Below are 21,970 nucleotides of genomic sequence, written 5' to 3'. Positions count from 1 at the left end.
GATCATGAAAAAGATATTCCTGTTGTTTTTAATTTTTTCCGGTGTTTTAAGAGCCGAATCACCTGTACCGCCCGCAACCTCTTCCTTTGAAGAAGGCAACCAATATTACCAAAAGGAAAATTACAAAGCCGCTGTTGCGAGTTATGAAAGCATTATTAATTCCGGTCAAGAATCGGCCGAAGTATATTTTAATTTAGGCAATGCGTATTATAAATTGCATCAAGTGGCGCCGGCAATTTACAATTACGAAAAAGCGTTGTTGCTTAACCCGAATGACGAAGAAATCAAAACCAACCTCGATTTTGCCCGAAAAATGACCATTGATGACATCAAGGTGATTCCGAAAGTAGGCTTTCACAAACTAATCTCTGATTTTACCTCGAGTTATTATTACGATACTTGGGCTTGGATAGCGGTAGTTTTTGCCTTCTTATTTCTAGCCTTTTTTGCTGGGTATTACTTTTCGCAACAAGCAGTAGTAAAGCGGATTTTCTTCTTCGGCATGTTTGTATGGATTTTAGGTATCGGCTTGGCCGCAAGTTCCGGATTTTATGAGAAAAACCGAATGAACAACGAAAAACCGGCCATCATTTTCGCAGAAGCTACGGCTTTGAAAAACGAACCAAAAGTAAATAGTCCTGATGCTACCGTTTTACATGAAGGAACCAAAGTGTACATCTTGGAAAGCATCGCCAATTGGAAAAAAGTCGAACTCACCGACGAAACCACCGGTTGGATAGAGGAAAGCGCAATTAAAGAGATTAAGAATTAGTGGTCTGTGGTCCGCAATTAAAGGTTAGTATGATTATCTTTGCCAACCTAATTACGATTTGAATATTAAATCTGATATTTAAAATCTAAAATCTAATATTGCTGTGTCAAGAGACGAACAATTAAAACAACGCTGGGAAAAAGTGGTGCATCTCCTTTCCAATCAGTTTGCTGATGGAGAAATGCTCGATTTAGATGCCATTATATACTTAATTGGAGTACAAGAACTCGGAAAAGTACACCAAACCTTCAAAAAAGACGAGAAACTTAACCTGATGCACATCGCCATTTGTCGATTGCTCGAACCTTACGGTTATTACGAATTCGACTATTTCGACAAAGACGGTTGGCCGCATTATAAAGTTAAAGAAGCCTTACCACCATTAAAAGCCGGCGAACAATCGGTTTTAATGAAAGAAGCGATTGTGAACTATTTTTTAGAAAGAGAAGTGATTGAGTAATAGTCGCAGCTTGCAGTCACAGTAATCAGTCCGATATTTACTGAAAACTGAGACTGAGACTGGTAACTTTCAATAAAAAAATCGCTATTTTTGCCCCTTCAAAGTACGACCGATGATAGACAAGATTAAAGAACATATTGAAGAAGCTAAAGCGTTCAATGCCAAAAACAAAGAAGCTTTAGAACAATTCCGCATTAAATATTTGGGTAGTAAAGGTTTATTAAAAGAACTTTTTACCGAATTCAAAAATATCCCGAACGACCAGAAAAAAGACTTCGGGCAGGTAATCAACACCCTGAAAACGGTGGCTGAAGAAAAGGTAAAAGCCATTCAGGAAGAATTGGAAAGCAAAGAAGAAGTAAAAGGTTTCTATGGCGATTTAACGCGTCCTGCTGAGCCGATTTCGATTGGTTCTCGCCATCCGATATCCATTGTAAAAAACCAAATCATTGATATTTTCTCGACCATCGGATTCAACGTTTCCGAAGGTCCGGAAATTGAAGACGATTGGCACAATTTTACCGCGTTGAACTTACCGGAATACCATCCGGCGAGAGATATGCAAGACACGTTTTTCATCCAAACCAATCCCGATGTATTGTTAAGAACACACACTTCATCGGTTCAGGTGCGTTATATGGAAAATAATAAACCGCCTATTCGTACCATTTCTCCGGGAAGAGTTTTCCGTAACGAAGCCGTTTCTTCACGTTCGCACTGTATTTTCCACCAAGTCGAAGGTTTGTACATAGACAAAGATGTATCGTTTGCCGACTTAAAGCAAACCCTTTTATACTTCACTAAAGAAATGTTCGGTAAGTCAAAAATCCGTTTGAGACCGAGTTATTTCCCATTCACCGAACCAAGTGCTGAAGTTGATATTTACTGGGGATTAAAAACCGAAACCGATTACCGCATTACCAAAGGAACCGGTTGGTTGGAAATTATGGGTTGCGGTATGGTGGATCCGAATGTATTGAAAAACTGTGGCATCAATCCGGAAGAATACAACGGTTTTGCCTTTGGAATGGGTATCGAGCGTATCGCTATGTTATTGTACCAAATTGGCGACATCCGTATGTTCTATGAAAATGACGTTCGTTTCTTGGAGCAATTCAAGTCGAGTATATAATTAAAAGTAAAAAGGGATAAGAGAAAAGGCATAAGAACTTTTTACTTATCCCTTTTCTCTTATCCCTTATCCCTAAACAATGAAAGCAGACATCACCATCCCAAAAGTAGAAAACGTATTCCTGGCCGCCGTTCAAGAATGGAGCGACGACTTTATGGAAAAGGTTTGGTATGTGTATTTGATTAACGACTCCGACTTCGATTTAGACTCTGTAATGGTCGTTTCTAAGGCTTTTGGTACGATTGATGGGGAAATGAAAAAAACGTCGCTCCTGCGTCACGCATTTATGCAAGTGCCATCGGTTTCAGCCGTTAAAATAGAAATGGTGGAAAAAAGCGTATTGGAACTCAACAACGAGTTTATGGTGACTTATTTTATCGGCAACACTTTATACGATAAGAAGTTCACTTTCCGTAAAAACATGATTAACGAGCGTGCTACAGAAGAAGTGCCTATTTTGTTTGTGAACGGCGTTATCGTGAGATAATTATTGTTTATCCGAGCGTTTCAGCTTTTCTTTCCAGCCCATATAACCCAAAACAAAGATTCCCATAGCTAAGAAACCACCGGCTCGAACATAAAAATCTCTTGAAGCTAACTGTTCCGCCAAAGGTTTTTCTTTGATTTCAAATAGCGTCATGAAAACGGTCATGAAGATTCCCCAAAACATCCCGTATTTCAACTGGTATTTCCAACGCCCGCTCATCTTAGTCCAGTTTTTCGGTTAGTTTTTTGAATACTTTTTTGGCTTCTTTGCCTTCGTATAAAACCTCATATACCGCATCAATGATTGGTGTTTTGGCCTTATAGTCTTGGTTGAGTTTGTAAGCGCTTTTTACGGCGTAATAGCCTTCGGCCACCATACTCATTTCGTGTTGCGCCGCCTGAACGGTATAGCCTTTACCAATCATCTTCCCAAACATACGGTTTCGGGAAAAAACAGAATAACCGGTTACCAACAAATCGCCCAAATAAGCTGAATTGTTGATATTTCGCTTCATCTTGTGCACTTTCTTAATGAATCGCTTCATCTCTCGTATAGCATTACTCATAATCACCGATTGGAAATTATCGCCATAACCCAAACCATGTGCAATTCCGGCGGCAATAGCATAAATGTTTTTCAACATCGCTGCATATTCGGTACCAATGATATCGTCGGAAATTTTGGTTTTGATAAAATGGCAACTCAAATGATTGGCTACTACTTTAGCTTTTTCTGAATCGGCGCAAGCAATAGTCAAATAGGAAAGTCTTTCTAAGGCGACTTCTTCCGCATGACACGGTCCGGTGATAACGCCTATATTGTCATAAGGTATATCGAAATTTTTATGGAAATGTTCACCAACTATCAAAAAAGTTTCAGGAACAATTCCTTTAATGGCTGAGAAAATCACTTTGCCTTTTAAATCGACGGTTAATTTCTCTAACTCTTTACTTAAAAAAGCAGATGGTATAGCAAAAATGAGGTAATCTGCATAAGCTATGGCTTCGTTTATATCACTGGTGAGTCGTAATTTTTTAGTATCAAACTCAACCGAACTCAAGTAATTAGGATTGTGCTTTTCTGCTTTTAAATGGTCTATGGCCGATTGGCTTCTCATATACCAAGCAATTTCAGGTAAGTTTACGCATAGCATCTTGGCTATGGCTGTAGCCCAACTTCCGCCGCCTATTACAGCAAATTTTGGTGAATTATTCATAAGAGATTCTTTTTTACTGTCCAAAAATAGTCAATTTTAAATGATATAACTTATGTTTTACTTACAGGTTTTGATTTAGTTTTTTGTAATATTATATTTATATATTTTATAATAATATGCATTTCATCGATTTTTTTGTTTACTTCATAGATATAATTACTATTTTAGCAGTCCTAAATCTACAAAAAATATGACATCAAAATCTTTACTTTTGTTTATGGGCGCCTTAGCCTTGACAATGACCTCGTGTGAAACAGAAAATGTTTCAGAAACTAATGCTACAGCTCGCCAAGCTTCAATGACTACAGCCGTAGCAGCAGCACCAATAGACAACCTAACTCCGTGTGCGCACAGTGAATTACTAGCCGGACAGCGATACGATGCCGGTGACATTAAAGTGTATTTTGACCAAGATAATCTTTATGTTGAATACCAAGCCAGTATCAATTGGCATTTGAGAAAAACACATCTCTATGTTGGCGATCAAAGATTAATTCCGCTAACCAGATTGGGTAATCCTAATGTTGAATTTTTCCCAATCCAACAAACACTCAGCGAAGGTACACAAACCGTAATGTACACATTTCCTAAAACCAACTTGAGAAAATGTTTTATAATCTCAGCGTATGCAGAGGTTTACAAAACCGATTCGAGTGGTGAAATCGTACAAGTGGAAAGCGCTTGGTCTACCGGAGAACGCTTCAACGAAGATGGCTGGGGCATGTACTTTGACGTTTGCCAGTCGGATTGTTCGAACTAACTGACATCGCAATATAAAAAAAGCCTTCTTAATGAAGGCTTTTTTTATTAGTAACTCATTTCGACTATGGTTTTTACTTTGTCTATAGTCACATTTTGTTTTTCTCCTAAGGCTTTCCAACCTCTTTCCTCAAAACGATTCACAATAAAATCGGCGGTTTCTTGATAGTTTTCGGTATTTTCTGATAATCTGGTTTTCATGCCCATGATATGGAAAAAAGCTACTGTTTTGTCAATGGCCTGTTGGGCAATTTCATCTTCACTATTGCCTTCTATATTCCAAACCCTTTTTCCGTATTGCGCTAATTTTTCTTTTTTAGAATCAAACATCACTCGGTACAAATTAGGACCAATAATCGCCAACGTTCTCGCGTGATCAATTTCGTATAAAGCGGTCAATTCGTGTCCAATCATGTGCGTTGCCCAATCGCTCGGTACACCTTTTTGGATTAAACCGTTTAAGGCCATAGTGGCGCACCACATGTAGTTGGAAGCCAATTTGTAGTCGGTTGGATTTTCGGCTACGTCCGGTCCAATTTCGATTAAAGTTTGGAGTATGCTTTCGGCAAATCGATCTTGTAAAAAGGCGTCATGCGGATAAGTCAGGTATTGCTCCATTACGTGTGTAAAAGCATCTACAACACCGTTTTGAATTTGTCTTTTAGGCAAAGAAGCAATTACTGATGGATCGCAAATAGAAAACTTAGGAAACAAAGCGCTTCCGCCTAATGTTAATTTTTCTTGAGTGGCTTCAATGGTAACAACAGCACCGGAATTCATCTCACTGCCGGTTGCGGGTAAGGTGAGCACTGTTCCGAAAGGAATCACTTTAGTCACATCGGTAAACAATACTCTGTTTTTAAGAATTTCAATAGGGTCGCCTTCGTAGTTTACGGCTCCTGAGATGAACTTAACGCCGTCAATAACACTTCCGCCGCCAACTGCCAAAATAAAATTAAGGTTTTGCTCACGGATGATTTCTACAGCCTTCATCAAGGTTTCAAAACGCGGATTAGGCTCAATTCCACCAAATTCAATGACTTCAAAGCCATCCAAAGCAGCTTTTACCTGATCGTAAACACCGTTTTTAAAAATACTGCCACCACCATAAGCCAACAAAACTTTGGCATTTTGAGGCACTAAGGTAGCCAGTTTTTGTGTTTGGTCTTTCCCGAAAACGTATTGTGTCGGGTTGTATAATTCGAAATTTAACATGCTTGTGTAATTTTAGAACACAAAGTTACAAAAGCAGTAAACGAACAACTGATAAAAGTATGTTAAGTTATCGGCGGTAAAAATTGTTGTGGTCTACGTATTCCCAAACGTTATGCGGCAATAACGGTCTGATGTTCTTTTTATTTTTGATGTTTTCTCGGATAAACGTGGAGGAGATTTCCACTATCGGAGCATCAATCCAATGCACTCTTGGATGATCTTTTAAAGTCAGATTTTCAGCTTCTTCCGACACTCTGGGGTAAATGTAAATGTCGTGATGTTGCAAAATGTACTCGTAGTTTTTCCATTTGTGCAACGATTTCAAATTGTCTTCACCCATAATTAAAGAAAACTCATGTTGTGGATACTTCTCCATCAAATGCGCTAGCGTATTGACGGTATAATTCGGCTGCGGCAATTTGAATTCGATATCGGAAGGTTTAATTTTAGGATAATCTTCGGTAGCCAATCGGACCAAATGCAACCGTTGATAATCATCGAGCAAAGTGTTCTTCTGCTTTAAAGGATTATGCGGCGTAACCACCATCCAAATTTGTTCTAAATCGGAATGCTCCGCCATGTGGTTAGCGATAATCAAATGACCTACGTGTATAGGGTTAAAAGTGCCGAAATAGAGACCGATCTTCATATTCGAGGGATAAGGGAAAAGGGAAAAGGGATAAGTAAATTTTCTTATGCCTTTTCCTTTATCTCTTTTGACTTATTTTACAAATTCTTTTACTAATTCATACGCCTCTTGCTTAGCCACATCTAGATCATAATTCTTAATAATGACATCAAACTGTGGCGCGGTGGCCAATTCTACGTGGGCTTTGGCAATTCTCATATTGATTTTATCATCGCTTTCAGTTGAACGTTCTTTTAGGCGACGTTTCAATTCGTCTACACTGGGCGGCTTCACAAAAACAGCCAAAGTCTCTTGGGGAAATTTCGATTTGATTCGCAATCCTCCGGCTACATCGATATCAAAAATCACGTTCTTTCCTTCTGCCCAGATGCGTTCCACTTCGCTTTTTAAAGTCCCGTAAAAATTGTCGCGATACACTTCTTCCCATTCGATAAAATCTTCGGCTTTGATGTGTTTTTTGAAATCGGCAATCGACATAAAATAGTAATCTTTTCCGTGTTGTTCTTCGCCTCGAGGTGCGCGCGTTGCTGCCGAAATCGAGAATTCCAGATTCAACTCAGGTTGTGCTAATAAATGCCTTACTATGGTGGTTTTCCCCGAACCCGACGGCGCAGAGAATACTAATAATTTTCCTTTGTTCATGGTAGATAGCGGTTTGCTGTAAGCTTATAACTTTTTATAATACGTTTAAAACCTGTTCCTTAATTTTCTCCAACTCATCTTTCATCATTACCACCAATTTTTGCATTTCTGCATGGTTGGATTTCGAACCCATAGTGTTGATTTCTCTACCCATTTCCTGAGTAATAAAACCTAATTTTCTGCCATTGGCTTCCGTTCCGGCTAAGGTTTCGATGAAATAATTCAGGTGGTTTTCCAAACGTACTTTTTCTTCGGTGATATCGTACTTTTCGAGGTAAAAAATCAATTCTTGTTCAAAACGATTTTCATCTACATTCTCTTTCAATTCAGATAAAGCCGTTCTCAATCGGGTTTTCACCGTTTCCACGCGTTCAGCATCATAGGCCACAGCATTGTTCATCAAGGTCAAAATATTGGCAATGCGATGTAAAAATTCTTTTTCAAGCGACACACCTTCGTCTTTGCGAAACTGCACAATATTAGCTAAAGCTTCATCGATAACAGTTTGGATTTGCTGCCATTCGTTTTCATCAATTTCATCGCGCTCGGTTTTTAAAGCATCCGGCATTCTGACGGCCATTTTCATCAATTCGGTTTCATCGGCATTCGGAATCACAGCTTTCATTTGGTTGATGTAACCTTTTACTATCGGCACATTAATTTTGGAAGATGTTTCTTCTCCGGTAACTTCAACATAAAGCGAAAAATCGATTTTGCCGCGTTCCAATCGCTGCGAAATTTGGTTGCGCAAACCCAACTCCATTTCTCTGAATACAGAAGGCATGCGGGTATTTAAGTCTAAGCCTTTGCTGTTAAGCGATTTGATTTCTACGGTAATTTTTTTGGTCGGCAATTGCAAAGTAGCTTTCCCGAAACCGGTCATGGATTGTATCATAAATGTTGTAAAATGTTCTCAAAGATAAATAAAAGTTTGCAGTCGCAGTTTACTGTTTTATCTGAGACTGAGACTTCTTTTTCTGTAGTACCAAATAAACCCCAACAAATATCAAAACGGCCGATAAAACCTTCACTAAAGTAAGTTCATCTTTACCTACACTCATAGCGAAAATCGTGGCAAAAAGCGGTTGCAGGTAAATAAAAACGGCTACCGTTGTCGGCTTTAATTCGCGCATGGAAACCAAGTTGAGCAAATACGTCATAAATGTGGTAAAAACCACTACAAAACCTATTTCCCACAAGATTACCGAAGGCAAGTTTTGCCACTGAATCTCTTGGTATTCGCTCCAACCAAACGGAAGCACCATCAGCAAACCAAAGGTGTAAATCCACTTTACAAAAGTGAAAGCGTTGTATTTGTCCATCAGTTTTTTCACGATAATCAGGTAAAAACCATAGGACACGGCATTGATAAAAACCAACAAATTCCCCAAAGGCGCATTGGTGGCGCTGCCCATCGATTTACCGTATAATATCAGAAATCCGGTGCCGAATAAGCCGAGGAAAATGCCAATGATTTTTCGTGCTTCCATCCTTTCTTTCATCAATATCGACGACAAGATTAACACGATAATCGGTGTAGTCACCATAATCACCGCGCCGGAAATAGGCGAGGTATAGCTCAGTCCTTTGAAAAAAGTGAGCATGTTCAACGCTACGCCAAACAAAGCTGCCGCAATAATTCGGGGAAAATCTGAGCGCTGGATTTTTTCCTTCGGTCCAAAAAAGGAAACCAACCAAAACAAAACGGTAGCACCTAAAACCCGAAGCAAAATAAAGCCGTAAGGTTTTACGAAAGTCGGCATCACATCTTTAGCAATGGTAAACGAAACGCCATAGATAATTGACACAAAAGTGGCGGCCAACAAAGCCCAATTGCGCTTACTCATGCGATAAAAAAGCGATGGCTTGTTGGACTACTTTCGGACTATTGCCTACAAAAATTTGCCCATCGGCTATAATCACCGGTCGCGATAAAAAAGTGTAGTGTTCCAAGATATATCTTTTAAAATCGGCTTCCGACAACTTTTCATCTTTCAAACCCATTTCTTTATACAAAGTCGCTCTTTTACTGAAAAGCGCTTCATAACTGCCCGCCATTTGCGCCATTTCTTCCACTTGCTTTACCGTCATCGGTTCGGTTTTAATGTCTTGCAGCTGAAAAGTCTCCAACTGTGGCAACGATTTTAAAATACGTTGACAGGTGCTGCAAGTTTTGAGGTGGTATATTTTTCGCATGGCTAAAAGTTTAACAATTCCAGCCACAAAAATACGTGGTTATGGCTTGGCAAATTCGTATTTTTATCAAAAAAAATTATGGACGCATCATTTAAAATCTGGGAAACCAACCGACACTTGTACTTGAAGCTGATCAACAATTATTCGTTGGAACAGCTCAACAAAATTCCCGATGGTTTCAGCAACAACTTAATTTGGAATTTAGGCCATATCATCGTGGCGCAACAAGGTTTGGTGTATCGTCTTTCGGGATTGCCGGTGAACGTTTCCGAGGTAATGACCAACACCTACAAAAACGGTTCCAAACCTAACGGACAAACCACGCAAGCAGAAGTAGACGAACTCAAAGAATTGTTGATTGCCCTGATGGAACAAACCAAAACCGATTTCGCTGCCGGAAAGTTTCAAAATTATACCGAATACACTACCGGAACCGGATTCCATTTGGCGTCGACTAAAGAGGCTATCGAATTCAACAACTATCACGAAGCCATGCATTTAGGCTTTATGATGAATATCCGAAAGTTTATTTAGAAGCTAATCCGGCTATACGCTCTATCTTTTTTACTTTTGCCAAAGCAAAAAAGGATGCCGCTGCTATCCGGGCTATAAAACAAAAAACTACCTTTGACAAAATTTTTATTAAAATGAAGTTTAATACCAAAGTCATACATGGTAACCAACACCATGAAGAAGTAACCGGAGCCGTAATGCCACCGGTATTTCAAACCTCAACTTATGCCCAAGTTTCTCCCGGGAAACCAGTAGGGGATTACGAGTATTCTCGTGCTGCCAATCCAACACGTCAAGCCTTAGAAGATGCTTTAGCCAGTATCGAAGGCGGCGCACGCGGTTTGGCTTTTGCTTCAGGATTAGCAGCAACCGACTGTTTGTTGCGTATGTTCAAAGCCGGTGACGAAATCATCGCTATGGACGATTTGTACGGCGGAACCTATCGCTTATTTACCCGTTTGTACAACAACAGCGGTATCAAGTTCCACTTTGTGGACATGACCGATTTAGACAAACTCCAGTCGTTAATCAACGAAAACACCAAATTGGTTTGGGTAGAAACACCTACCAATCCGTTGATGAAATTGGCCGACATTGCGGAAATTGCCAAAATCACAAAAAAACATAACATTTTATTTGCTGTAGACAATACTTTTGCGACGCCATATTTGCAAAAGCCTTTGGATTTAGGTGCCGATATCGTAATGCACTCGGCTACTAAATATTTGGGCGGACACAGTGATGTAATTGCCGGTGCTTTGATCATCAAAGACAAAGCCTTGGGCGATGAATTGCACTTCAAACAATTTGCTACCGGCGGAACTTTAGGACCAATGGATAGTTTCCTGGTATTGCGCGGTATCAAAACCTTGCATTTGCGTGTACAAAGACACTGTGAAAACGGGGAAAAAGTAGCTAACTTTTTGGCCAATCATCCTGAAGTAGACAAAGTATTCTATCCCGGATTACCGGATCATCCGTTCCATGCTATTGCTAAAAAACAAATGAGTGGATTTGGCGGTATGGTTTCCTTTACCTTCAAATCAGGTAAAAAAGAAGACGCAATTGCATTCTTAGAAAAGGTAAAAGTATTCACTTTAGCCGAATCATTAGGCGGTGTAGAATCGTTGGCCAATCATCCGGCTTTGATGACACACGCTTCGATTCCGGAAGACAAACGCAAAGAAGTAGGCATCACCGATGACTTAGTTCGTTTAAGTGTTGGTGTAGAAGACATAGATGATTTGTTGGCCGACTTAGAACAGGCTTTCCGATAAAACAAAAAAGCGCCGATTTTCGGCGCTTTTTTTATACTTTTTTCTAAACTAGAAGCCATAATTTACGCCAACTCCTATCACTTGTCGGGTTTGGAAACCTGAAAAGGCGTTGTCATCATAAATCGTTTGGAACGCAAAATTTGTCGTAAGGTATTTGTTTACTTTCATGACAATGTTGAGCGTGTAATCGATATCAATGTTATAAGGTTCTTCCAAATAGTTGGTGTAAGACGTAAAAATATTTTCTGCTGTTACATTCTCCATGATATTGAACTTGTAATAAGCATTGACCGCAGCTCCAAACTCGTAACGCGAATTAGCTCCCTGTGCCACCCCGAAAGCCGGGCCAAGTTCTGTAAAATGCTTGTGAACCATGATTACCTTAGAAGTTGCCGGCGCTACGTTAATCTTTAAATTGTCGTTCTTTTTCCACATCATACCCGGACCGAATTGAGTAAATGTTGGTGAAAGAAAATGCGAAATTTTAACCGAGCTATTGGCCGGATCAAAACCGGAATCAAACTGGGTTTTAAAGTTAAAAAAGAACGAGTAATACCATTCGCCCGAAGCTTTTTTCCCTAACAAAGAGTTGAATTCAAATCGGTCATCTGTTTTACGCAAATCTTGACCGGAAATCTTAGTTAAACCATAATTGGCATTCAATTTATTGTCCCATGTCCAAGTATCACTTTTATAATTGAAATCGTATTTCAATCCCATATTCCCTGAAATACTGGTTTGTCCACCGGCCAACCAATTGTCAAAACTAGCTTGGTTAGCTAAAAAGGTAAATACGCCTTTTTTCTCCCAACCATTAGGTTTTTCTTCCTGAATTTTAGCAATGGTTTCTTCTGTCTTTTTTAAAAGTTCTTTTTCACTGACTTGTGCTTGGGTAATGCTTACCATCAATACAGCGGCAAGGGCTAAGCGAAGTGTTTTCATTTTCATTCCAAAAAAATTTGCCGCAAAGGTAAGATTTCCTTGCGGCATTTTCAAATGATTCTATTTGGCTTTTTTATAGAGTGGTACAGCCGAGCAGGCTTCGCCGTACATGATACTTTTGGCAAAAGGTTGGAGTTTTTGAACCACCATAATATAGGCGCTTTCCGGGACTGGTTTTTTGGAACAACCTTTAATGATTACCGGTTTATCCTGATATACAGCATAATCCAGCGTTGGTAAAATTTCCTGATACAAAGCGGTATTCAAATCGGCTATAGTACCTAAGACCACTTTTTTAGCAAACGGCGTTAAATAGGTAGTGACTAAAATAGTAGCCCAAGCCGGCACTATGGCATCGGTGGAACAATGTATGGCTACAAAATGATTTTGGTATTGCGTCCAATCGTGATTTTTTAAGGCTTCCCTAAAGTCTTTTTCTTTTAGTAAAAACCCTTCCAACAACCATTGTGCAAGGTCGATTTGTGTGCGAGTGCCAACAGGATAATAATCTTCCAAATCGAATACCTCGAGTGCGGAGTTGGCTACTCTGTTGATGATTTCGTCCATAGTTAAGTTTGTGGTTTATGGTTTGTGATTAGAAAAGATAAACCGTAAACCTCTTAAAGCATTCCTAATTCTAACTTAGCTTCTTCGCTCATTAAATCTTTGCTCCAAGGCGGATCGAAAGTGATTTCCACTTCGCAGGATTTTACGGCTTCTATTTTAGTGATTTTTTCTTCCACTTCGCGCGGTAAAGTCTCGGCTACCGGACAGTTGGGTGAGGTTAAAGTCATTAATACTTTCACTTCATTGTCTTCGTTAATCATTACATCATAGATTAACCCTAATTCGTAAATATCAACCGGTATTTCAGGATCGTAAATGCCTTTGAGTACTTTGACTACGTTTTCGCCTAAATTGATATCGTCTTTAAATTCTTCCATAGTTTTTTAATTTTTTGCATTGAATGCCAAAGCATACATTTTCAGTTTTTTAATCATTGACACCAAACCATTGGCTCGTGTGGGTGACAAATGTTCTTTGAGTCCGATTTCGTCTATAAAATCGGTATTCGCGTCTAAAATTGCCGAAGCTTTTTGATTGGAAAAAGCGCGAATTAAAATAGCGATGATGCCTTTGGTTAAAATAGCATCACTGTCGGCGGTAAAAACCACTTTATCGCCTTGTAGTTCGGCGTGTACCCAAACTTTAGATTGACAGCCTTGGATGATATTGTCTTCGGTTTTGTATTGTTCTTCGATTAGAGGCAATGATTTCCCTAATTCGATGATGTACTCGTAGCGCTGCATCCAGTCGTCAAACATGGAAAATTCGTCTACGATTTCGTCTTGTATTTCTTTAATGCTCATTCTTCTTTTTCTTTGGCCAAAGCTACAATTTTATTGACTAATTTTTCGATTTCGGCCGGCGGATGACCATGATCAAAATCGGTGGTTTCATACTCTTTGTCTTGGTATTTGATTTTTAAATTGGCAATCGCTGCGCCGTCGTAAAATCGCTTTTGAGTTGGGTCTTTTAATTTAGGAATTTCATCCAAATTAATTTTGCCGAAAGCCTTTACCAATTCCGCCCAATCGGTATCAGAGATATTAATTTCTTCAGGAGATTTTGTCCCGTTTCGATCTCTTGAAACGGTTAACTTTTGATTCCTAATAACCACTTGTTGATAAAATCCTCTACTGCTGGCCGTGTACTGAATGGTGGTATTGGTCAACTCGTTTTGGGCTTCGTTGGTACAGCTTTTCGATAGGAAAAGGGTCAAAAAAATCAGTGTTATTGTTTTCATAGTTTTATTGTTTAGCCCGGATTCCTTCGGCAGTCACTTCGTTCGTGTGCAGCGGCATCCTTTTTTAATTTGATAAATTAAAAAAGATAGAGCGGATAGCCGGAATTAGCTCCTAATAATTTAACTCAACATCATTTGGGCCTTTTTAACAGCCTCGACCATGGCATCAATTTCTTCTTTGGTGTTGTAAAAGGCGAAACTCGCTCTAATCGTGCCCGGAATTTTGAAATAATCCATGATCGGTTGGGCGCAATGATGCCCGGTGCGCACCGCTATTCCTAACTTATCGATAATTGTGCCAATATCGTAAGGATGTATGCCTTCGATGTTAAACGAAATTACGGAAGTTTTATGTTCCGCCGTTCCGTAAATTTTCAAACCGTTTATGGCCGATAATTTTTCGGTGGCGTATGTCAACAATTCGTGTTCGTATTGGGCGATATGGTCAAATCCGATGCCGTTTAAATAATCTACTGCGGTTCCCAAAACAATACCTCCGGCTATGTTGGGCGTTCCGGCTTCAAATTTGTGCGGCAAATCGGCATAAGTGGTTTTTTCAAAACTTACGGTGGCTATCATTTCACCGCCGCCTTGATACGGTGGCAATTTTCGAAGCCTATCTTCTTTACCGTAGAGAATTCCCGTTCCGGTTGGTCCGCAAATTTTATGACCGGAAAACACGTAAAAATCACAATCCAAATCTTGCACATCAGGTTTTAAATGTGGTGTGGCTTGAGCACCATCGATTAAAACAGCAGCGCCCACTTGGTGCGCTTTGGCTATCATTTCCTTGATAGGATTAATGGTTCCTAAAGCGTTTGAAATATGATTTACGGTTACGATTTTGGTTTTGTCCGAAAGCAATTTGTCGTATTCCGACTGTATCAATTCGCCTTGTTCATTCATGGGAATGACTTTAAGCGTGGCACCGGTTCTTTCACAAAGCATTTGCCAAGGCACAATATTGCTATGGTGTTCCAGGGCAGAAACCAATACTTCATCACCAACTTTTAACAGCGAGGCAAAACCATTAGCAACAGCGTTGATACCATGAGTAGTTCCGGAAGTAAAAATCACTTCATGCGCATGTTTGGCGTTGATGTGGTTTTGGATTTTGCCACGAGAGACTTCGTAGGCATCGGTAGCCAATTGACTTAGGGTATGGACGCCGCGGTGAATGTTAGCGTTGATTTCTTGGTAATATTGAGCAATCGCATCAATCACGACTTGTGGCTTTTGCGAGGTGGCGCCGTTGTCAAAATAAACGAGCGGTTTACCGTTTACTTTTTGAGAAAGTATCGGGAAATCGGCTCTGATTTTTTGGATGTCTAACATGGTATTATTTAGAAAAATTCTAAATACAAAAGTAGTTAAAATGAGTTGTTTATTTGCTAAACAAATATTAATATTTTGTGATAGTAAACCCTGTAAGTTGTGTAAGAAAACAGTAGCTTAAATGAACTTTCGTGACTTATATGGTTCAAATTTTATAAATTGCTGGAAAAATCATTTGCCATGAAAAAATTTCTGAAAGTTTTTGCTGTTTTATTGTTGATTGCTTTAGTTTATTTGCGCATCGAAATTTATCCGCAATTGGACATTATCACCGGGTTTTCAGCTAAAAGTGTGGCTTCCGGACATTTTATTGATGGTCGAACTTTGGAAACCATTCAACAAGGTGACAACGACATTAACAAAGTCGATTGGGCTACCAATACAATAGATGAAAATGAAAAAAGTGTCTTGTCGAAAGTGTACGGATTAAAAGCACGCAAAGCCATTTACCGCGAAGGATTAGGCGCCACGTTAATCAACGACGATTTTGATGTTACTAAGCCTTATAACGTTCCGAAAAGAAGTTTATCCCAAAGCGATTTACCTTATCCTTATGGAAACGGGAATCCGGTAGATACCAGTTTTGCCGAATTAGATGTTTTCCAACTGCAAAAAGCTGTAGAAAAAGCCTTTGACAAAGAGGGCGAAAAGAACAAAAGAACCCGCGCAGTAGTTGTGTTGTACAAAGGCCGTTTGGTGGCTGAGAAATACAGTCCGGGTTTTAGAGCAACTTCTAAAATCTTGGGTTGGTCGATGACCAAAAGTTTGACGGCGACTTACTTTGGTATCCTCCAAAAGCAAGGGAAAATCGACATTATGAAACCGGCTCCGATTGCTGCTTGGAAAAACGACGAGCGCGCTAAAATTACCATCAACGACTTGCTACACATGAACTCTGGTTTGGAATGGGAAGAAGATTACGGCAAGATTTCCGATGTGACCAAAATGTTGTTTACGGCAGAAGATATGACCAAACCTCAAATTGACAAACCTTTGGTGGGCAAACCGAATGCGTCGTGGAATTACTCGTCGGGAACGACGAATTTGTTGTCGGGTATATTGCGTCAGCAATTCAAAACACACCAGGAATATTTGGATTTTTGGTACAGCAGTTTGTTGGATAAAATCGGAATGGACTCGGCTTTAGTGGAAGTTGACATGGCCGGAAACTTTGTAGGTTCATCCTACGGTTGGGCTACGGCGCGCGATTGGGCGAAGTTTGGATTACTCTATTTAAACCAAGGCAATTGGAACGGAGCACAACTATTTGACCCGAGTTGGACGAAATACGTGGCCACGCCAACCAACACTTCTAATGGTCAATACGGCGCACAATTTTGGTTAAATGCCGGCGGAAAATTCCCGGATGTGCCTCGTGATATGTTTTACTGTAGCGGTTACCAAGGACAAATGGTAGCTATTTTCCCGAGTCACGACTTGGTAGTAGTTCGCATGGGATTGAGTGAAGCATTTGATTTTAATGGGTTTTTGAGAGATATTATTTTATCAATAAAGAAATAATTTAAACGCAAAGAACGCAAAGTTAAAAAAGAGAAAGGGCGCAAAGTGTAATTAACAACTTTTGCGCCCTTTGTGTATTTCTTAGCGAACTTTGCGGTTAAAACTACAAATCAAACCCTAAGTTCACGCCTAATTTCGTGGCGATAATTTTGGTGATTCTTTGTTTTAATTCCGGGATTTTGATGCTTTCGATGACCTCATTAGAGAAGGCGTACATGAGCAATGCTTTGGCTTCTTTCTTAGGAATACCGCGTTGTTGCATGTAAAACATAGCCGTTTCGTCTAACTGTCCGATGGTACAACCGTGGGAACATTTTACGTCATCGGCAAAAATTTCCAATTGCGGTTTAGCGTTAATTGTGGCTTTGTCGCCCAGCAAAATATTGTTGTTTTGTTGGAAAGCATCGGTTTTTTGCGCTTCTTTTTCCACGTAAATTTTACCGTTGAAAACACCGGTTGCACTATCGGCCAAAATGGTTTTGTAGTTCTGGTGGCTTTCGCAATTGGGCGTGGCGTGATGCACTAAAGTGTAATGGTCAACGTGTTGCTTGTTGCCTATGATGGTAATGCCTTTTAGCGTAGAATCGATTCTTTCGCCAAAATGGTAGAAGTTCAAGTTATTTCTGGTGATATTGCCGCCAAAAGAAAAGGTATGTACTGAAACACGACTTTCTTGCTTTTGGGAAATATAGGTGTTGTCTACCAAGTTGGCCGATTGTAAATCGTTTTGGATTTTGTAGTAATCTACGATAGCGCGCTTTTGGGCAAAAATCTCAGTTACTGAATTCGTCAGTACCGGGTTTTCGTTTAAACTTTGGTGTCTTTCAATGATTTGGACATGCGCATTTTCGCCTACGATAACCAAATTTCGGGGTTGCAACATCAACGCATTTTCTTTTCCGGTAGAGAAGTAAATGATTTCGATGGGTTTTTCGACTACTTTGCTTTTCGGAATGTTGATGTAAGCACCTTCATTGGCAAAAGCCGTATTCAAACTGGTCAAACTTTCGTCTTTACTGGCGATTTTGTTGAAATATTCATCAATCACCATTTTGTATTTGGGTTTGTTCAAGGCTGATGACATCAAACAAACATCAATTCCGTCGTGTGTGGTAGCCGATAAAAACGAAGTAAACTTACCATCAACAAAAATCACTTTATAAGTATCAATCTCGTGTAGGAAGTACTTTTTAACTTCGGCAAACTCGATAGCATTTTCGTGTTTTGGAAATACCGAATAGTCGTTTTTCAAAACCGAATTCAGCGAGGTGTATTTCCAAGCTTCCTCTTTTTTAGTGGGGAAACCTTTGTGTTCAAAGTTTTTTATTGCGGCCGTCCTAATGTCATGCAAATCCGAATGAACATCGATTTGTTCTTCGAAAGCCATAAAAGACGAGATGAGTTTTTCCTTCAATTCCATTATACTTCCTGTTCTTGTTTAATCCAATCGTATCCTTTTTCTTCTAATTCCAACGCTAAGTCGGCGCCACCGGTTTTTACGATTTTACCGTCCATTAAAACGTGAACAAAATCGGGTACGATATAATCTAACAAACGTTGGTAGTGCGTGATAACCAATACCGCGTTGTTTTCGTTTTTTAATTTGTTCACTCCGTTGGCTACAATTCTCAAGGCATCGATGTCTAGTCCAGAATCGGTTTCGTCTAAGATGGCTAATTTTGGCTCTAACATGGCCATTTGGAAGATTTCATTACGCTTCTTTTCACCGCCCGAGAAACCTTCGTTTAAGGAACGTGATAAAAACTTGCGGTCCATTTCCAACAATTCTGATTTTTCACGGATGAGTTTCAGCATTTCATTGGCCGGCATTTCCTCTTGATTGTTGGCTTTTCTTTTTTCGTTAATGGCTGTTTTGATGAAGTTAGTCACCGAAACGCCCGGAATTTCTACCGGATATTGGAACGACAAGAAAACGCCTTTGTGTGCTCTTTCTTCCGGAGCCAATTCGGAGATGTCTTCGCCTTCCAAGAGGATTTCTCCTTCGGATACTTCATAGTTTTCGTTTCCGGCAATGATGGAAGAAAGCGTACTTTTTCCGGCACCGTTGGGTCCCATAATGGCGTGCACTTCTCCGGCTTTAATCTCTAAATTAATGCCTTTTAATATGTCTTTATCTTCAACAGAAGCGTGTAGATTGCTAATTTTTAACATTTTATACTTTTATTTTAAAACCATTTAAGGAATGTAAGTTCATTTAAGTTTTTATCCGACGGAACCTTCGAGTGAAATCTCTAACAATTTCTGCGCTTCAACAGCAAATTCCATCGGTAGTTTGTTCAATACGTCTTTACTGAAACCGTTTACAATTAACGCGATAGCTTTCTCGGTTGGAATCCCGCGTTGGTTGCAATAAAACACTTGGTCTTCTCCGATTTTGGAAGTCGTGGCTTCGTGTTCAATTTTGGCAGTAGTATTTTTACTTTCGATGTACGGAAACGTGTGTGCGCCACAATTATTTCCCATCAACAACGAGTCGCATTGGGAGAAGTTACGCGCATTTTCGGCACGAGCACCAATTTGCACCAAACCTCTGTAACTGTTTTGTGATTTTCCGGCCGAGATTCCTTTGGAGATGATAGTCGATTTGGTGTTTTTACCCAAATGGATCATTTTAGTTCCGGTATCGGCTTGTTGGAAATTATTGGTTACGGCAATCGAATAAAATTCGCCTATAGAATTATCGCCTTTTAACACACAAGACGGATACTTCCAAGTTACGGCAGAACCTGTCTCTACTTGTGTCCAGGAGATTTTGGCATTTTTCTCGCACAAGCCTCTTTTGGTTACAAAATTATATACACCGCCTTTGCCTTCTTTATTTCCGGGATACCAGTTTTGAACGGTGGAATATTTGATTTCAGCATCGTCTAAAGCAATCAATTCTACCACCGCTGCGTGCAATTGGTTTTCGTCACGACTTGGCGCTGTACAGCCCTCTAAGTAAGAAACATAACTGCCTTCATCGGCAATTACTAAAGTTCTTTCGAATTGTCCTGTTCCGGCTTGGTTGATGCGGAAATAAGTGGACAATTCCATTGGACAACGAACGCCTTTCGGTATGTAGCAAAAACTACCATCAGAGAAAACAGCTGAATTCAATGCAGCATAGAAATTATCTTTTTGCGGCACTACTGTTCCTAAATATTTCTGAACCAAATCCGGATGTTCTTTGATGGCTTCAGAAATACTCATGAAAATAATCCCCTTTTCGGCTAATGTCTTTTTGAAAGTAGTAGCAACCGAAACAGAATCAACCACGATGTCCATAGCGATATTGTTCATTTTTTTCTGCTCATCGATGGAAATGCCTAACTTTTTGTACATCGCCAAAAGTTCAGGATCTACATCGTCTAAGGATTTACTAGGATCGGCTTTTTTGGGTGCCGAATAATACGAAATGGCTTGAAAATCGGGTTTTTCGTAATGTACGTTGGCCCATTCCGGTTCCGTCATTTCTTGCCAAGCCCTGAAGGCTTCAATGCGCCAATCGGTCATCCATTGCGGCTCTCCTTTTTTCTGAGAAATGGCACGAACAATATCTTCGTTTAGACCTATGGGAAAAGTCTCCGATTCTAACTCAGTGTAAAATCCGTATTCGTATTCTTTGGTTTCGAGTTCGACTTTTAAGTCGTCTTCCGTATATTTTGCCATGATAGTATTCTATAATGAGAATGATTCTCCGCAACCACAAGTTCGGCTTGCATTGGGATTATTAAAAACAAAGCCTTTACCGTTCAATCCTCCGGAAAATTCTAAAATAGTTCCGGCTAAGTACAAGAACGATTTTTTTTCAACGGCTATCTTTACATTATTATCTTCGAAAACTTTGTCGTTTTCGCCTATTGCTTTGTCGAATTTTAATTCATAAGACAAACCCGAACAACCACCGCTTTTTACGCCTACTCGAACGTAATCTTGGGTCGCATCAAAACCGTCTTCCTGCATCATTTCAACGATTTTTTTACTTGCTGTATCCGATACTTTAATCATCTTATTTTGATTTTGTCTAAATTAATATGCAAATTTAAGACAAATATCGGTTTATACCACAAGCCGTAACATTTTTATAACTAATGTACGGATAGAAAAAAATGATTTTTTATTCAGTAAATTTGTCACAAACCTCAACCTATGAAAATATATCCTATAGAAGCCGGAAACTTTAAGTTGGATGGCGGCGCTATGTTTGGCGTGGTTCCGAAAACGATTTGGAACAAAACCAATCCTGCAGACAACAATAATTTGATTGATATTGCTGCCCGATGCATGCTCATTGAAGACGGCAACCGTTTGATTTTAATTGACACCGGCATGGGCAACAAACAGTCGGAGAAGTTTTTCGGTTATTACTCGCTTTGGGGCGATTTTACTTTAGATCGTTCACTAGCCCGATACGGTTTTCATCGCAATGATGTTACGGATGTGTTTATGACGCATTTGCACTTTGACCATTGCGGTGGTAGTGTGAATTGGAATGCCGCCAAAACCGGTTACGAAGTTGCTTTCAAAAATGCCAAATTCTGGACCAACGACAACCACTGGGAATGGGCGACAAAACCCAATGCGCGTGAGAAAGCTTCTTTCCTTTCCGAAAATATTTTGCCGATGCAAGAAAGCGGTCAGCTGAACTTTATTAAAAGGCCGGAAGGCGATTTTGGGATTTCGGAAGAATTGGGTTTCGGGATATTTTATGTTGACGGTCACACCGAAAAAATGATGATTCCGCACATACAATACCAAGATAAAACCATCGTTTTTTGTGCCGATTTGATTCCGACTGCCGGGCATTTACCTTTGCCTTATGTAATGGGTTATGATACCCGACCACTTTTGACCATGCCGGAAAAAGCCAAGTTTTTGAATGCCGCAGCGGAAAACAACTATTTTTTGTGGCTAGAACACGATGCGCACAACGAAATCATCACGGTAGAAAATACGGAAAAAGGAATTCGTCTGAAAGAAGTATATAAGTTGAGTGATATTTTGTAAAAACAACTATTAACACACTTGATGCAGTATAGTATTG

The 21,970-nt window shown here is 39.8% G+C and carries 27 protein-coding genes; 9 read left to right on the top strand and 18 right to left on the bottom strand.

Annotation, left to right across the window (positions count from 1 at the left end; genetic code table 11):
- Nucleotides 1-4 precede the first annotated feature (4 nt).
- The 4 genes from SK086_RS02870 to SK086_RS02855 all read left to right on the top strand — a co-directional run bounded on the left by SK086_RS02870 (nucleotide 5) and on the right by SK086_RS02855 (nucleotide 2,851).
- Nucleotides 5-772 carry a tetratricopeptide repeat protein gene (locus SK086_RS02870; RefSeq protein ID WP_324689597.1) on the top strand — a complete coding sequence of 256 codons (768 nt, stop codon included), beginning with the start codon at nucleotides 5-7 and terminating at the stop codon, nucleotides 770-772.
- 103 nt (nucleotides 773-875) lie between these two features.
- Nucleotides 876-1,232 (top strand): hypothetical protein, encoded by a 357-nt coding sequence (locus tag SK086_RS02865; protein WP_290871767.1) that lies wholly within the window; start codon nucleotides 876-878, stop codon nucleotides 1,230-1,232.
- Between the two features lie 112 nt (nucleotides 1,233-1,344).
- On the top strand, nucleotides 1,345-2,364 hold the full coding sequence (locus SK086_RS02860) for a phenylalanine--tRNA ligase subunit alpha (RefSeq protein WP_324689595.1): 1,020 nt from the start codon (nucleotides 1,345-1,347) through the stop codon (nucleotides 2,362-2,364).
- A gap of 79 nt (nucleotides 2,365-2,443) precedes the next feature.
- Nucleotides 2,444-2,851, top strand: a complete 408-nt coding sequence (locus SK086_RS02855; protein WP_324689593.1) for a hypothetical protein — start codon at nucleotides 2,444-2,446, stop codon at nucleotides 2,849-2,851.
- Here SK086_RS02855 and SK086_RS02850 read toward each other — a convergent pair whose 3' ends face one another.
- Nucleotides 2,852-3,070: a hypothetical protein gene (locus SK086_RS02850; RefSeq protein WP_324689591.1), complete on the bottom strand. Its 219-nt coding sequence runs from the start codon at nucleotides 3,068-3,070 to the stop codon at nucleotides 2,852-2,854.
- Nucleotide 3,071: 1 nt separating this feature from the next.
- Nucleotides 3,072-4,067 (bottom strand): NAD(P)H-dependent glycerol-3-phosphate dehydrogenase, encoded by a 996-nt coding sequence (locus SK086_RS02845; RefSeq protein WP_324689589.1) that lies wholly within the window; start codon nucleotides 4,065-4,067, stop codon nucleotides 3,072-3,074.
- A gap of 190 nt (nucleotides 4,068-4,257) precedes the next feature.
- Here SK086_RS02845 and SK086_RS02840 point away from each other — a divergent pair, with 190 nt between their 5' ends.
- Nucleotides 4,258-4,827 (top strand): hypothetical protein, encoded by a 570-nt coding sequence (locus tag SK086_RS02840; protein WP_324689587.1) that lies wholly within the window; start codon nucleotides 4,258-4,260, stop codon nucleotides 4,825-4,827.
- A 47-nt stretch (nucleotides 4,828-4,874) separates the two neighbouring features.
- Here the strand turns inward: SK086_RS02840 and SK086_RS02835 are convergent, their stop codons facing one another.
- The 6 genes from SK086_RS02835 to SK086_RS02810 all read right to left on the bottom strand — a co-directional run bounded on the left by SK086_RS02835 (nucleotide 4,875) and on the right by SK086_RS02810 (nucleotide 9,528).
- Nucleotides 4,875-6,041, bottom strand: coding sequence for an iron-containing alcohol dehydrogenase (locus SK086_RS02835; RefSeq protein WP_324689585.1), 1,167 nt, complete (start codon nucleotides 6,039-6,041; stop codon nucleotides 4,875-4,877).
- Between the two features lie 67 nt (nucleotides 6,042-6,108).
- Nucleotides 6,109-6,690: a nicotinate (nicotinamide) nucleotide adenylyltransferase gene (gene nadD, locus SK086_RS02830; protein WP_290871753.1), complete on the bottom strand. Its 582-nt coding sequence runs from the start codon at nucleotides 6,688-6,690 to the stop codon at nucleotides 6,109-6,111.
- Between the two features lie 72 nt (nucleotides 6,691-6,762).
- Complete coding sequence (gene gmk, locus SK086_RS02825; protein WP_324689583.1) at nucleotides 6,763-7,332, bottom strand: guanylate kinase; 570 nt, start codon at nucleotides 7,330-7,332, stop codon at nucleotides 6,763-6,765.
- A 34-nt stretch (nucleotides 7,333-7,366) separates the two neighbouring features.
- Nucleotides 7,367-8,227, bottom strand: a complete 861-nt coding sequence (locus tag SK086_RS02820; protein ID WP_290871750.1) for a YicC/YloC family endoribonuclease — start codon at nucleotides 8,225-8,227, stop codon at nucleotides 7,367-7,369.
- Nucleotides 8,228-8,276: 49 nt separating this feature from the next.
- Nucleotides 8,277-9,179, bottom strand: coding sequence for a DMT family transporter (locus tag SK086_RS02815; RefSeq protein ID WP_324689580.1), 903 nt, complete (start codon nucleotides 9,177-9,179; stop codon nucleotides 8,277-8,279).
- On the bottom strand, nucleotides 9,172-9,528 hold the full coding sequence (locus tag SK086_RS02810; protein ID WP_290871746.1) for an arsenate reductase family protein: 357 nt from the start codon (nucleotides 9,526-9,528) through the stop codon (nucleotides 9,172-9,174). Before SK086_RS02810 ends, SK086_RS02815 begins: the two co-directional genes overlap by 8 nt.
- 78 nt (nucleotides 9,529-9,606) lie before the next feature.
- Here SK086_RS02810 and SK086_RS02805 point away from each other — a divergent pair, with 78 nt between their 5' ends.
- Nucleotides 9,607-10,062 carry a DinB family protein gene (locus SK086_RS02805; protein WP_324689576.1) on the top strand — a complete coding sequence of 152 codons (456 nt, stop codon included), beginning with the start codon at nucleotides 9,607-9,609 and terminating at the stop codon, nucleotides 10,060-10,062.
- 113 nt (nucleotides 10,063-10,175) lie between these two features.
- The gene (locus SK086_RS02800; RefSeq protein ID WP_290871742.1) at nucleotides 10,176-11,318 is read left to right on the top strand and encodes a cystathionine gamma-synthase; all 1,143 of its coding nucleotides are present in this window, start codon (nucleotides 10,176-10,178) and stop codon (nucleotides 11,316-11,318) included.
- A 48-nt stretch (nucleotides 11,319-11,366) separates the two neighbouring features.
- On the opposite strand, the gene SK086_RS02795 is transcribed toward SK086_RS02800, so the two are convergent.
- From SK086_RS02795 to SK086_RS02770, 6 genes are all read right to left on the bottom strand, one after another.
- Nucleotides 11,367-12,260: a DUF3078 domain-containing protein gene (locus SK086_RS02795; RefSeq protein WP_290871737.1), complete on the bottom strand. Its 894-nt coding sequence runs from the start codon at nucleotides 12,258-12,260 to the stop codon at nucleotides 11,367-11,369.
- Between the two features lie 60 nt (nucleotides 12,261-12,320).
- Complete coding sequence (locus tag SK086_RS02790; protein ID WP_290871735.1) at nucleotides 12,321-12,827, bottom strand: DUF2480 family protein; 507 nt, start codon at nucleotides 12,825-12,827, stop codon at nucleotides 12,321-12,323.
- A gap of 53 nt (nucleotides 12,828-12,880) precedes the next feature.
- Complete coding sequence (locus SK086_RS02785) at nucleotides 12,881-13,204, bottom strand: SUF system Fe-S cluster assembly protein (RefSeq protein ID WP_171221308.1); 324 nt, start codon at nucleotides 13,202-13,204, stop codon at nucleotides 12,881-12,883.
- 6 nt (nucleotides 13,205-13,210) lie between these two features.
- Nucleotides 13,211-13,630, bottom strand: a complete 420-nt coding sequence (locus SK086_RS02780; protein WP_290871730.1) for a SufE family protein — start codon at nucleotides 13,628-13,630, stop codon at nucleotides 13,211-13,213.
- On the bottom strand, nucleotides 13,627-14,067 hold the full coding sequence (locus SK086_RS02775) for a hypothetical protein (RefSeq protein WP_290871728.1): 441 nt from the start codon (nucleotides 14,065-14,067) through the stop codon (nucleotides 13,627-13,629). Before SK086_RS02775 ends, SK086_RS02780 begins: the two co-directional genes overlap by 4 nt.
- A gap of 120 nt (nucleotides 14,068-14,187) precedes the next feature.
- On the bottom strand, nucleotides 14,188-15,402 hold the full coding sequence (locus tag SK086_RS02770; RefSeq protein ID WP_324689569.1) for an aminotransferase class V-fold PLP-dependent enzyme: 1,215 nt from the start codon (nucleotides 15,400-15,402) through the stop codon (nucleotides 14,188-14,190).
- A 180-nt stretch (nucleotides 15,403-15,582) separates the two neighbouring features.
- Here SK086_RS02770 and SK086_RS02765 point away from each other — a divergent pair, with 180 nt between their 5' ends.
- Nucleotides 15,583-16,923: a serine hydrolase domain-containing protein gene (locus SK086_RS02765; protein ID WP_324689568.1), complete on the top strand. Its 1,341-nt coding sequence runs from the start codon at nucleotides 15,583-15,585 to the stop codon at nucleotides 16,921-16,923.
- Between the two features lie 103 nt (nucleotides 16,924-17,026).
- Here the strand turns inward: SK086_RS02765 and sufD are convergent, their stop codons facing one another.
- The 4 genes from sufD to SK086_RS02745 are packed head-to-tail and all read right to left on the bottom strand — an operon-like array spanning nucleotide 17,027 to nucleotide 20,934.
- Nucleotides 17,027-18,343 (bottom strand): Fe-S cluster assembly protein SufD, encoded by a 1,317-nt coding sequence (gene sufD, locus SK086_RS02760; RefSeq protein ID WP_324689566.1) that lies wholly within the window; start codon nucleotides 18,341-18,343, stop codon nucleotides 17,027-17,029.
- Nucleotides 18,343-19,095, bottom strand: a complete 753-nt coding sequence (gene sufC / locus SK086_RS02755; protein ID WP_324689565.1) for a Fe-S cluster assembly ATPase SufC — start codon at nucleotides 19,093-19,095, stop codon at nucleotides 18,343-18,345. The genes sufD and sufC overlap by 1 nt, the downstream gene beginning before the upstream one ends.
- A 51-nt stretch (nucleotides 19,096-19,146) precedes the next feature.
- The gene (sufB, locus tag SK086_RS02750) at nucleotides 19,147-20,595 is read right to left on the bottom strand and encodes a Fe-S cluster assembly protein SufB (protein ID WP_324689564.1); all 1,449 of its coding nucleotides are present in this window, start codon (nucleotides 20,593-20,595) and stop codon (nucleotides 19,147-19,149) included.
- A gap of 9 nt (nucleotides 20,596-20,604) precedes the next feature.
- Nucleotides 20,605-20,934: a HesB/IscA family protein gene (locus SK086_RS02745; RefSeq protein ID WP_295333817.1), complete on the bottom strand. Its 330-nt coding sequence runs from the start codon at nucleotides 20,932-20,934 to the stop codon at nucleotides 20,605-20,607.
- Nucleotides 20,935-21,075: 141 nt separating this feature from the next.
- On the opposite strand from SK086_RS02745, the gene SK086_RS02740 reads away from it, so the two are divergent.
- Nucleotides 21,076-21,933 (top strand): MBL fold metallo-hydrolase, encoded by an 858-nt coding sequence (locus SK086_RS02740; RefSeq protein ID WP_324689560.1) that lies wholly within the window; start codon nucleotides 21,076-21,078, stop codon nucleotides 21,931-21,933.
- The last annotated feature ends 37 nt before the right edge of the window (nucleotides 21,934-21,970 follow it).

Origin of the sequence: Flavobacterium cheonhonense (genome assembly GCF_035671315.1) — a bacterium.
GTDB lineage: Bacteria > Bacteroidota > Bacteroidia > Flavobacteriales > Flavobacteriaceae > Flavobacterium > Flavobacterium cheonhonense.
This window is presented reverse-complemented; position numbering and strand designations above follow the sequence as displayed.